Annotated in this window: 10 protein-coding genes; 3 read left to right on the forward strand and 7 right to left on the reverse strand. The window is 64.8% G+C overall.

Annotated features, from left to right (window positions below):
• Nucleotides 1–2: 2 nt before the first annotated feature.
• Nucleotides 3–749: a GntR family transcriptional regulator gene (locus PPA02S_RS04710; protein WP_028632407.1), complete on the reverse strand. Its 747-nt coding sequence runs from the start codon at nt 747–749 to the stop codon at nt 3–5.
• A 117-nt stretch (nt 750–866) separates the two neighbouring features.
• Here PPA02S_RS04710 and PPA02S_RS04715 point away from each other — a divergent pair, with 117 nt between their 5' ends.
• Complete coding sequence (locus PPA02S_RS04715; protein ID WP_028632408.1) at nt 867–2222, forward strand: class-II fumarase/aspartase family protein; 1356 nt, start codon at nt 867–869, stop codon at nt 2220–2222.
• A 67-nt stretch (nt 2223–2289) separates the two neighbouring features.
• Nucleotides 2290–3591 carry a cation:dicarboxylate symporter family transporter gene (locus PPA02S_RS04720; protein WP_028632409.1) on the forward strand — a complete coding sequence of 434 codons (1302 nt, stop codon included), beginning with the start codon at nt 2290–2292 and terminating at the stop codon, nt 3589–3591.
• Between the two features lie 47 nt (nt 3592–3638).
• Here the strand turns inward: PPA02S_RS04720 and PPA02S_RS04725 are convergent, their stop codons facing one another.
• The 5 genes from PPA02S_RS04725 to lysA all read right to left on the reverse strand — a co-directional run bounded on the left by PPA02S_RS04725 (nt 3639) and on the right by lysA (nt 9997).
• A complete protein-coding gene (locus PPA02S_RS04725) occupies nt 3639–5153 on the reverse strand; it encodes a DHA2 family efflux MFS transporter permease subunit (RefSeq protein ID WP_028632410.1) in 1515 nt (504 codons plus the stop codon).
• On the reverse strand, nt 5143–6285 hold the full coding sequence (locus PPA02S_RS04730; protein WP_028632411.1) for an HlyD family secretion protein: 1143 nt from the start codon (nt 6283–6285) through the stop codon (nt 5143–5145). The genes PPA02S_RS04725 and PPA02S_RS04730 overlap by 11 nt, the downstream gene beginning before the upstream one ends.
• Nucleotides 6286–6351: 66 nt before the next feature.
• Complete coding sequence (locus PPA02S_RS04735; RefSeq protein ID WP_028632412.1) at nt 6352–7767, reverse strand: TolC family protein; 1416 nt, start codon at nt 7765–7767, stop codon at nt 6352–6354.
• 81 nt (nt 7768–7848) lie between these two features.
• The gene (locus tag PPA02S_RS04740; protein ID WP_028632413.1) at nt 7849–8571 is read right to left on the reverse strand and encodes an AraC family transcriptional regulator; all 723 of its coding nucleotides are present in this window, start codon (nt 8569–8571) and stop codon (nt 7849–7851) included.
• Between the two features lie 190 nt (nt 8572–8761).
• A complete protein-coding gene (gene lysA, locus PPA02S_RS04745) occupies nt 8762–9997 on the reverse strand; it encodes a diaminopimelate decarboxylase (protein WP_028632414.1) in 1236 nt (411 codons plus the stop codon).
• Between the two features lie 123 nt (nt 9998–10120).
• Here lysA and PPA02S_RS04750 point away from each other — a divergent pair, with 123 nt between their 5' ends.
• Nucleotides 10121–11026: a LysR family transcriptional regulator gene (locus PPA02S_RS04750; RefSeq protein WP_028632415.1), complete on the forward strand. Its 906-nt coding sequence runs from the start codon at nt 10121–10123 to the stop codon at nt 11024–11026.
• Between the two features lie 3 nt (nt 11027–11029).
• Here the strand turns inward: PPA02S_RS04750 and PPA02S_RS04755 are convergent, their stop codons facing one another.
• A complete protein-coding gene (locus PPA02S_RS04755) occupies nt 11030–11383 on the reverse strand; it encodes a hypothetical protein (RefSeq protein WP_028632416.1) in 354 nt (117 codons plus the stop codon).
• Nucleotides 11384–11583: the final 200 nt, after the last annotated feature.

An 11583-nucleotide genomic window follows, 5' to 3' on the forward strand; every position in this document is an offset into this window, starting at 1 on the left:
GGTCAGGGGGCAGGTGAGGGGGAGCGGTCCCGGCGCATCTGCGTCACCAGGCTAAAACGGTCGGCAGGGTGGACCGTTTCAGAGACTGCCATCAAATCACCGTTTTCTTCACGGTAGTGGCGGATGATCTCTAGCCCGGGCGCCCCAGCCTCGGCTTTCAGGGCACGGGCCACCTCGGCGCTGAGCACCACAGCCCGTACCTGCTGGTCCACCACCGCGATCACCCGGCCATAGTGCTGCTCGATGAGCCCTGCAATCAGCTGATCGGGGTTTGCCTGAGCCTTCTCGATGACCTGTTCGTAGTCCCGTTGCGCGTACACATCCGTCCAGCACAGCGGCGCGGCGTTCTGCTGATGGTCTACACGGATGCTGGACACACAGAAGTAATGCTCGCCCGGCACCAGGCCCAGCCGTGCCGCCTCGCTCAGGTCCGCCACAAAGTGACGCACGTTCTGGATTTCCCGCTGCTGGGTCTCGGCAAGGTGGGCGAGGTCGGCAATGCTGGCCAGTGAGTGGGAGTAACCACCACGCGGGCTGCTGGCCTCGACCCGGGTACCCACGCGCTTGCGCCGCGACACCATGCCCTGGCCCAGCAACTGGTCAATCGCCGCCCGCACCGTGTGGCGGCTCACGCTGTATAGCTCGCACAGCTCGAACTCGGTGGGCAGCAAGCCGCCCACCGGGTAGCGGCCGCTGGCAATGGCCTCCATCAAGTCCTTGGCCACGATGGCATAGCGCGCCTTGTTCATACCTTTGGTCTGTCTCGCAAATTTCGTCGGTTGACAGTGTAACAGCGACAGGGCAAGAATTATGTACGTACATTAGATATATGTACGGTCAAAAATAACATTTCAGGATTCCAGCCCATGTCCACCACCGTTTTCGACTCCACCCTGTTCCGCGACATGTTCGGCACTGCCGAAATGCGCGCCGTGTTCTCAGATAAATCGCTGATCGAGCGGTACATCGAAGTGGAGGTCGCCCTGGCCAAGGCCCAGGCGCGCTGCGGCGTGGTGCCTGCCGAAGCGGCCGCCCAGATCGCCCGGCTGTCGCGCTACGAAGACCTGGACTTGGCGCTGATGCAGCATGAAACGGAGATTGTCGGCTACCCGATCCTGCCGCTGGTGGAGCAGCTGTCCAAGCTCTGCGGCGAGGCTGGCCGCTACGTGCACTGGGGCGCCACCACACAGGACATCATGGACACGGCCGTGGTGCTGCAAGTACGCGCTGCACTGGCCATCGTCGGCCGGGATATCCAGGCCGTGCGCGGCCTGCTGGCGGAGCTGGCGCAGCGTTACCGTGACACGCCGATGGCCGGCCGCACGCACCTGCAGCACGCGCTGCCCATCACCTTTGGCTACAAGTGTGCCGTGTGGCTGAGCATGTTTGACCGCCATGCCGAGCGCCTGGTGCAACTGCGCCCACGGGTAGAAGTGGGGCAGTTTGCCGGTGCCGCCGGTACCCTGGCTTCGCTGGGTGACAAAGGCCTGGAGGTGCAGGCCGCGCTGATGGACGAACTGGGCCTGGGCATACCGCAGGCTACCTGGCACGTGGCGCGCGACGGGCTGGCCGAAGCGCTGAATTTCCTCGGCCTGGTCAGCGCGTCGCTGGGCAAGGTGGCGCTGGACATCATGATGATGATGACCAGCGAGTTGGGCGAAGCCTACGAGCCGTTCGTCAAGGGCCGCGGCGCCAGCAGCACCATGCCGCAGAAGCGCAACCCCATCTCCTGCGAGCTGATGTACGCCGCGGCCAAGGGCGTGCGCCAGCAGGCAGGCCTGATGCTCGATGCCATGATCCAGGACTTCGAGCGCTCCACCGGCCCATGGCAGGCCGAATGGATCGCCATCCCCGAAGCGTTCGCGCTGACCGCCGCCTCCCTGGGCCAGGCGCGGTTCATGCTGGCCGGGCTGGACGTGCGCACCGAGCGCATGCGCAAGAACCTGGACATGACCCAGGGCCTTATCGTTGCTGAAGCCGTGATGATGGGGCTTGCCCCGGCCTTGGGCCGCCAGGTGGCGCATGACGTGGTGTATGCCGCCTGCCGCCTGGCCAACGACCAGGGCATCAGCCTGCTGGAAGCCCTCAAAGCCCAGGGTGAAGCGACTGCGCGCCTGGACCTGGCGACGCTGGAGCACCTGTGCGACCCGGGCAACTACCTGGGCCTGGCGCCACAGATGGTCGACCAGGCACTGGCCTGGCCCGCTGCCGTACCCCGCTGAAAGCCCGCTGCCCGGCCATGTCGGGCCATGACGGGTGACCTCCTACAAAAACAATGAGAACGCTACCATGGCTTCCACTTCGAAAAAGCCGCTGTACAAGGACCTCACGTTCCAGGTGCTGGCGGCGATGCTGCTCGGTATTGCCTTCGGCTTCATCGCCCCCGAACTCGCTGCCAAGTTCAAGATGCTCGGGGACATCTTTCTCAAGTTGATCAAGACGGCCGTAGCACCCCTGGTGTTCTTCACCGTGGTGCACGGTATTGCCTCCGCCGGCGACATCAAGCGGGTCGGCAAGGTGGGCTGGCGGGCGTTGGTGTACTTCGAGCTGTTGTCCACCTTCGCCCTGGCGCTGGGGCTGCTGTGGGGCAACCTGATCGGCATCGGCTCGGGCATGCACGGGGCCCACGCCAGCGGGGCGGCTACGGCGGCGGCCAACGCAGCGGTGGCCAAAGGGCATGCGCCCACGTCCACGGTCGAGTTCATCTACGGCATCTTCCCCGACAACTTCGTCGGTGCCTTCGCCGGCGGGCAGTTGTTGCAGGTGCTGGTGATTGCGGTGTTGTTCGGCTTCGCGTTGCTGGCGCTCAAGCAGGAGCGCCGGGTGGTGATCGAGGACGGCCTGAACCGAGTGTCGGAATGCTTCTTCGAGTTCATCAACCTGATCATGAAGTTCGCCCCCCTCGGTGCATTTGGCTCCGTTGCCTATGCGGTGGGCAGCAATGGCTCGGCCGTGCTCATGTCGCTGGCCAACCTGGTGCTGATGTTCTACCTGGCCATCGCGTTCTTCCTGTTCGTGGTGCTGGGCGCCGTGTGCCGGGTCTCGGGCTTCAGCCTGTGGCGCTTCCTGCGTTATATCAAGGACGAGATCCTGATCGTGCTGGGCACGGCCTCGTCGGAAAGCGCATTGCCGCGCTTGCTGCAGAAGCTCGAGCGCTTCGGCTGCTCCAAGCAGAGCGTTGGCCTGGTGTTGCCCACCGGTTACGCGTTCAACCTAGACGGTACGTCCATCTACATGTCGATGTGCGTGCTGTTTATCGCCAACGCCTACGGTGTACCGCTGGGCTGGGAGCAACAACTGGGTATTCTGGCCATCATGCTGGTGACTTCCAAGGGCGCCGCCGCCGTGTCCGGTGGCAGCTTTGTGGTATTCGCCGCCACGGTGACGGCCATCGGCATACTGCCGGTGGAAGGGCTGGCACTGCTGTTTGGCGTATACCGCTTCATGTCCATGGCCATGGCAGCCTGCAACACCATCGGCAACAGCGTGGCGACCGTAGTGGTGGCCAAGTGGGCGGGGGAGTTCACAGAGCAGTCGGCGCGTGAGGAATACACCCGCGTGCTGGGCCGAGCGCCAGGTGCCGTGCTTTGACATGATTCACCCAGCAAGACGTGCCGGGGCGCTTGCGCCCCAGGCATTCACCTGGCCGGGCGTGTTCTGAGCAACAACGCCCCCAGCGCGCAGCCGAGCAGTGCCAGGCACGCCAGGTAGAACGCGTCGCTGTAGGCCATCAGGTAGGCTTCGCGGCGAATGGTCCCGGCCAGCCCTTCCAGCATCTGCTGCGGGTGGGGCAGCCAGGTGGGCACCGTTTGGCCGAGGCGGGCCTGCACCTGGGGCTCGAATACCGTCACGTGCTCATGGATGCGCGCACTGTGAAAGCGCTCGCGGCTCGCCACCAGTTGGGTTAGCCCTGCGGTACCAATGGCACCGCCCAGGTTGCGCAGCATCGAGAACACCGCAGACGCCGAGCCGGCCTCCCGCTTGTCCAGCCCGGCCACGGCCAGTACCGACAAGGCCACCATGATGAACGGCTGCCCGATGCCACGCACCACCGTGGATGGGATGATCACGTTGTCGGCGCTGTCCGCGCTCAGGCTGGCCCCCAGCCAGCACCCGAGGGCCATGATCAGAAAGCCGCTGGCGACCATGAACTTGGCACTGGTCCAGCCCATCAGCCGCGGCATCAGCGGGGCCAGTACCAATTGCACCACCCCATAGGCAATCAAGGTGACCCCGACATCGTGGGCGCTGAACCCCTGTATCTGGGACAGGTAGTTAGGCACCAGAAACACCAGGCCAAACGTGGCGGCACCGAAGATGAACATCGCCAGGCTGGCCACGCCGAAGTTGTAGCGGCCCAGCAAGCGCAGGTTGATGAAGGCGCGGCGGCCAAGCAACTGCGTCGCCACGAACACCACCAGGGCGGCCGCCGACACCACGCTCATGCCGGTGATGAAGGGCGAGCCGAACCAGTCCAGCCGGCCGCCTTCCTCCAGCACCACCTGCAGGCCCCCCAGGCCGATCACCATGGCCGCGATGCCAGGCCAGTCACCCTTGCGCAACAACTGCAACTGCATGGGTTTGGCGTCGATCGACCAGGCGATGGCCACCAGCAGGGCGATGCCGGGGAACAGTTGCAGGTAGAAGATCCAGCGCCAGGAGTAGGCATCGGTCAGCCAACCGCCAATGGACGGGCCTGCCGCCTGTGCCACACTGTTGGCCAGGCTGAACAGCGCCATGCCCATGGCCATGCGGCTGGGTGGCAGTTCGGTGATGATCAGCTGGAACGACAACGGGATCAGCACAGCCCCGGCGGCACCCTGGATAACCCGGATGGCAATCATTGCCTCCAGGTTGGGCGCCCAGGAGCAGGCTACCGACGCGATCAGGAAGATCAGGGAGCCGGTCCACATCACCCTGCGCAGCGAAAACACCTCAACCAACCATGCCGTCAGCGGAATCATCACGATCTCGGCCACCAGGTAGGCGGTGGAAATCCATGAGCCTTCTTCGAAGCTGGCGCCCAGCGAGCCGCGAATTTCCGGCAGGGCAGCACTGGTGACGTGCACGTTCATGCCCGCCATGAAGCAGCCGAACAGGCCCCCCAGCACGGCCACCCAGGCACGCAGCGGCACTGCAGGTTCAGGGCGCATCGGCAGGCTCCGCATCGCGAGTATCCACGGTGGCCACCACCGACATGCCGGGCCGCAGTGGGCCGTGCAGCGGTGAATCGAGCAGGATGCGCACGGGAAAACGCTGCACGATCTTGGTGAAGTTGCCGGTGGCGTTATCGGACGGCAGCAGGGCGAAGACGTTGCCCGAGGCAGGCGAGAAACTCGCCACGTGCCCCTGCAGTGGCTTACCGGCGAAGCCGTCCACCTGAATGCGCACTGCTTGCCCGGGGCGCATGCGGGTCAACTGGGTTTCCTTGTAGTTGGCCACCACGTAGGCCTGCTGTAACGGCACAACCGCCAGCAGCGGCTGGCCGGGCACCACGTACTGGCCGGCACGCGCTCGGCGTTGGCCGACGACGCCGTCGATCGGGGCGCGGATAACGGTGTCCTGCTCGTCAAGCTCGGCCAACTGCTGTTCTGCGCGGGCACGAGCCAGGGCAGCCTGGCGCTGCTCCAGTGTGGCATCGGCCTGAGCGGCAAGGGCCTTGGCCACACGCTGCTGTGCCCGCTGCTCACGCCAGGCTGCTTCGGCGCCTTGCTCGGTGGCCAGCGCCTGGCTGGCCTGGGCGCTGGCGCTTTCCAGCCGTTGCAGGGTGGCGGCTTCGTCGCGCACCAGGCCACGGTAGCGCTGCAGGTCCAGCTGGCTTCGCTGGCGTTCGGCCCGGGCGCTGCGCACCGCTGCTTCGGCCTGGAGCACAGCCTGTTGTTGCTGGTTGATGCGCTCGGCGGCCACCTGCTGATGGGCCCGGGCCGCCGTGACTGCCGCCTTGGCTTCTGCCACGGCGGCCATGGCGCTGCCCAGGCGGGCGCGATAGTCGCGTGCCTGCAGGCGTACCAGCACATCGCCCGCTTTTACCGGCTGGTCGTCGTTCACTTGCACCTTGGCTACATGACCGGCCACACGCGGGCTGAGTGCTACCCAGTCTGCACGCACATAGGCGTCATCGGTGCTTTCCAGGTAGCGGCCTGTGGTCACCCAGTAAAAGGTAAACGCCAGCGTGGCGAGCAGGCCCACCGCACCGGCAGTCATTGACATCAGGCGCCTGCTTGCCAGGCTGCGGGCCTGGGGCTCGGTAGACGCCGGTGTGGAGGTTTGTGCGGCAGCATTCATGGTGGTTGCTTCCTGGGTGAGACTGTTGCGGGTGTGTTGCACGGAACTACCGTCCGGGGACGAGGCTTACCAGCCGCCGCCCAGTGCGCGGAACAACTCGATCTGGGCACTGGCAACACTGCCTTGGGCGGCGATGTTGCGGTCTTGCAGGCGGATCAGCTCGCGCTCACTGTCGAGCAGTGCCAGGCCGTCCACGGTGCCAGCACGGTGGTTGCTGCGGGCCAGGTCATAGCCGCGCTGGCTATGCGCCAGGGCACTGGCCAGTGCCTGCAGGCGTTGCTGCGTGGCGTCATGGCGCGCCAGCGCCTGGCGGACGTCTTTCAGAGCCCCCAGCGCCACGCTCTGGTAATGGGCAACTTGGGCTTGCTGCAGCGCTTGGGCCTTGCTCAGGCGGGCACGGTTGGCCTTGAGGTTGGGGAATTCCCAGTGGATCAACGGGCCGATGCCGAAGGTAATCGCCCGGCTGCCCCCCACATTGCCCAGCCGATGGTCTGAGGCGCTGAGTTGGGCACCGAAACTGACTTTGGGGTACAGGTCGGCCTTGGCGATCTGCGTTTGCAGGCTCGCGGCCTGCAACTCACGTTCGGCCTGGCGCACGTCCGGCCGGCGCGCAAGCAGGTGCCAGCCATCGCCGGCTGGCAACGGGCCTGTGAGCCTGGGGATGGCTGTACAGGGCGGCTGCGGCTGAACGGTCGCCTGCCCGCCCAGCATGCTCAGCTCGAACTGCGCAATGTCGCGCCCGGCCTCAAGCACTGGCAGCCGGGCCCGCACCTGGTCACGCAGGCTGAGCAACCGTTCGCTGTCCAATGCGGTAGCGGCGCCAGCCTGGCGCTGACGATCACTGAGCCATAGGCTGTTGTCCAGCGTGCTCAGGGCTTGGTGCGCGGCTGCTATCCGGGCCTGGTAGACGCACTGCTGCACGTAGGCCCGGGTGGTCTGGGCGACTACCTGCAACCGCAGCAGATCGTGGGCCGCCGCGTTCGCCTGCGCGTGCGCTGAGGCCCGCTCGATGGCGGCCCGCACCTGGCCCCAGGCGTCCACCTGGTAGGCCAGCTCGACGCCGGGGCTGAACTGCCATTGGGCCGCCGCATGGGTATGGGTCGCCTCGGCGAGGGTCTGGTCATCGGTGCTTTTGCCGTAGGTGGCGGCAAGGTTCAGCGAGGTGGCAGGCAGGCGCTGCGCCTGGCGTTCACCCATACCTGCCAGCATGGCCTGCACGTTCGCCTTGGCTTGCGCCAGGTCCTGGTTGTTGGCGAGGGCCTGTTCGACCCAGCGGTCGAGTTGCGGGTCGCGCAGTAACTGCCACCACCGCTCAGGCAATGGCTGCTGGCTGATGCTAGCCGAGGTATAAGTCAGCGGATTCGGCAGGCTGCCTGCGAACGTGGGGTCGGGTGTAGGCTGCCGGGCGCAGGCTGCCAGCAGGCTCAAGCCGATCACGGTGCACAGCCGTGTGGGGGAGGGCAGGGTTGGCAGTAAACGCATCACGACGCTCTCGGAAGGTGTGATGCGAGGTTAGCGAGGGCGCCACAGGCGGCGCTGCCGCAAGCGGGACAACCCTGTGCGTCAGCAGGACAATGTGCGCTCGCCAGGGCGGGGGTTCTGGCATTGGCTGGGGGCGTAGCCAAGGATGCGCTTGAACATCGCCGCGAAGGCGCTGGCGCTCTGGTAGCCGTGGTCCAGGGCGACAGCGAGAATGGGCTGGCCTGCCGCCAGGCATTGCTGGCTCAGCATGACCCGCGCCCTGGCACGCCATTGCCCATGGGACATGCCCAGTTCACGCTGGAACAGCCGTGCCACGTTGCGCGCACTCATGTTCAGCTGCTGGCCGCATTGCTCCAGGGTGAGGTCCTGGGCGGGGGCCTGCAGGAAGCGTTCGCACCAGGTGCGCAGGCGTGCATGACGGGGCATTGGGATGAAGGTATCGACGCGCACGGCACCGGCCAGTTCGGCCAGGATCAGCGCCCGCACGTGGTCGCCATCCTGTACGCCCAGCATGCGCGAGGCGGCGAGTATCAGTTCGCGCAGCAGGCCTGATACCACGATCACTTGGCAGGTTTCGACCTGCGCTTCAAGCAACAGGGACCGCATGGACACCGCGCCCTCGGTGCGGATGCCATGGCTGACCCCGGCTGGCATCCATAGCGCATGGCCGCCCTGAATCACCCAGTTGCCGCGCTCGCTGCTGACATGCACCACGCCACTGGCCGCGTAGATCAACTGGTCATGGGCGTGGCAGTGACTGGCGACGACATCGCCGTGGGTGTAGTCCATTTCAAGCGTTTGCATGCAGGGGATCCTCAATAATGGATCCAATTGTAAGCCTGTGAGGGCTGCTCAAGATTGCTCAGAATGGCTAATAGCTAGGGTTTATTGATCAAATATCGCTCCAATGGAGCGATCAGTGATGTTCAATTGCTTGGCTGCACACTGTTCAAGCAAGCCTGGGCGAACCGCCTACGCGCTCGCCCCTTGGGTTTCAGCAGCATTCAGACTCCAGTTTGAGCAGATCCTCGAGGGTCTGCCTGCGTCGAATCATCCGCAACGTGCCGGCTTCGATCAGGAACTCTGGCAGCAGCGGCCGGCTGTTGTAGTTGGACGACATGGACGCCCCATAAGCGCCGGCATCATGAATGACCAGCAGGTCGCCCACCTGGGCCTGGGGCAGGTCCTGTGGCGTCAGCTCGTGCTCGTCCTGGGTGAACACGTCACCCGATTCGCAGAGCGGCCCGGCGACGACGGTCGGTTGCCGTGGGCGCTCCACGGGCTGGCCGTTTGCGTCCAGCAGCGTCATGCGGTGGTAGGCCCCGTACATGGCAGGGCGCATCAAGTCGTTGAAGCCGGCGTCGATCATAACGAACGTGTTGCGCCCCACCTGTTTCACGGCGCGCACTTCAGCCACCAGGTAGCCGGACTCGGCTACCAGAAAGCGCCCGGGTTCTATTTCCATGCGCACGGGGTGGCCCAGCATGGCTTCGACTTCCTTGCGGGCAACGGCCCAGGTTTGCGCATAGCGCTGCAGGTCAACCGGTTTGTCCGTGCTGCGGTATGGCGTGGACAGCCCGCCGCCGATGGAAAACGCCTCGATATCGGTGCCTAGGCGGCCCACGAGCTCGATCATCGACCTGGCCACCTGCTCCAGGTGCTGGTAATCCACCCCGGAGCCGATGTGCATGTGCACGCCCACCAGGTGCAAACCATAGGCCCGGATACACGCCAGTGCCTCGTCCAGTTCTTCGTGCCAGATACCGTGCTTGCTGTTTTCACCGCCGGTATTGGTCTTGCGGCTGTGCCCATGCCCGTAACCCGGGTTGATGCGGATCCACACCCGGTGCCCTGGGGAACGTTCCCCCAACTGGCGCAGCATGTCGATGGAGCCTGCATTCACCTCGATGTGCTCGGCCACCACGCGCTCGAGGGTGGCCCGGTCCAGTGCATCACAGGTCAGCACCACCCCGGCAGGCTCGCCATCCACACGAGCGCCCGCGGCAAAGGCGCGTTCCATTTCACCCAGTGATACGGCATCCAGCACCAGCCCGTGGGCACGCATCAGGCGCAATACATGCAGGTTGGGGTTGGCCTTTTGGGCAAAGCGCACGGTGTCGAACACCTGCAACTGGCTGATGCGCTCGGCGATGGTGGCGGCATCATAGGCCCAAAGCGGCGAGCCATGCTGGCGAACGGCGTCGGCAAGCAGGGTGAAGGGTGCAGTCATGGTCAGGTTCTTCATAGGTGGCAAAGGTAAGCAGCATGGGCGAAACCTTCAATTCATAAAAATAGCTTTTCTTTTGTTAATCATTCATTTTGGATATGCCCGTCCATTACTCCCGGGATTGCGATGCCACTCACTGCCCGCCACATCGAAGTGTTTCGCGCCATCATGACTGCCGGCAGCGTCACGGGCGCCGCGCGGCTGCTCTTCACGTCGCAGCCTACTGTCAGCCGCGAGCTTGCTCGCCTGGAGCAGGTTTCGGGGTTGCACTTGTTCGAGCGGGAAAGTGGCCGGCTGGTAGCCACTGCCCAGGCGCTGTTGTTGATCCAGGAGGTGGAGCGGGCGTATGTGGGGCTGGAGCGGATTGACCGCTTCGCCCAGGCCATCCGCAACTTCGAGCAAGGCCGGCTGGCCATCACTTGCCTGCCCCTGTTCTCGCAGACGTTATTGCCCAGAGCCTGCCAGCGCTTTCATCAGCAGCACCGGGGCGTCAGCGTGAGCATCCTGGCGCAGGAGTCACCGCTGCTGGAGGAGTCACTGGTTGCCCAGCAGCACGATCTTGGCCTGACAGAAACCGAGCAGGTACCCCGTGGCGCGTATGGCGAGTTGCTGTTCAGCGCCAACATGGTGTGCGTGCTGCCCGAGCATCACCCGCTGCAGGCCAAGGCCGAGCTCGCGCTCAGTGACTTCCACGAGGTCGACTTCATCAACCTGGCCAGCCTTGACACGTACCGCCAGCGGCTGGACCAGCAGTTCCGCGCGGCCGGGGTAAACCGGCGTACGGTGATCGAAACCACCAGCGCAGCGTCCGTGTGCGCGATGGTCAGGCAAGGCCTGGGTGTAGCGATCATCAACCCGCTGAGCGGGTTGGAGGCGGCGCAGGCTGGGTTGCCGATCAGAAGGTTGCAGGTGCAGGTGCCCTACAAGGTCATGTTGATCCGGCCAGACCACCGCCCGGCCTCCACCGCCGTGGCGCCGTTCTGCGAAGCCTTGCGCGAGCAGGCCCGGCACATGCAGCTCGCCCTGCGCTAGGCATCAAAGGTCGCAGACAAACGTACCGGTGCCATCCAGGATGTTTTCCAGGGTCTGCCTGACCTCATCCAGGTCGCTCAACTCACTGGTCAGGTTGATCTGCAGCACCGCGTCGCCCTTCAGGGCATCGCGGTCGCCGGCGGCCACTTCGATCAGCAGGCGACGGGCGCTCAGGGTCACTTTCAGCCCATCCAGAGTCGACGGCTCGTCGTCCAGGGTGAGGTCCACCGTGTCTTCGTCCGGGTAGCGGGTCAGCAGGAACATCTGGCCCTTGTCACTGTGGCAGCACAGGGTAGCCATGTTGTCTTCCTCGTCATCGCAAGGGGTAGCGAACAGCAGGGCGGTATCGATTTGCATGGCAAGGGCTCGGATCAAAGGAAACGGAAGGGAATTCTGACAGTCTTGCTGGTAGGCATAAACGTAAAGTTACCGCCCCTTGAACGAAATTGTCGCAGCGCTGCAAGCCTTGATGACCGGTCAGTCGGTAAGCTTCGCCCAGCCCTGGGCGTGCCTGCGCACGTTCAACGCCTGATTTCACCGTTCGCCTTGGCACGGGT

Origin of the sequence: Pseudomonas parafulva NBRC 16636 = DSM 17004 (assembly GCF_000730645.1) — a bacterium.
GTDB classification, from domain to species: Bacteria; Pseudomonadota; Gammaproteobacteria; order Pseudomonadales; family Pseudomonadaceae; genus Aquipseudomonas; species Aquipseudomonas parafulva.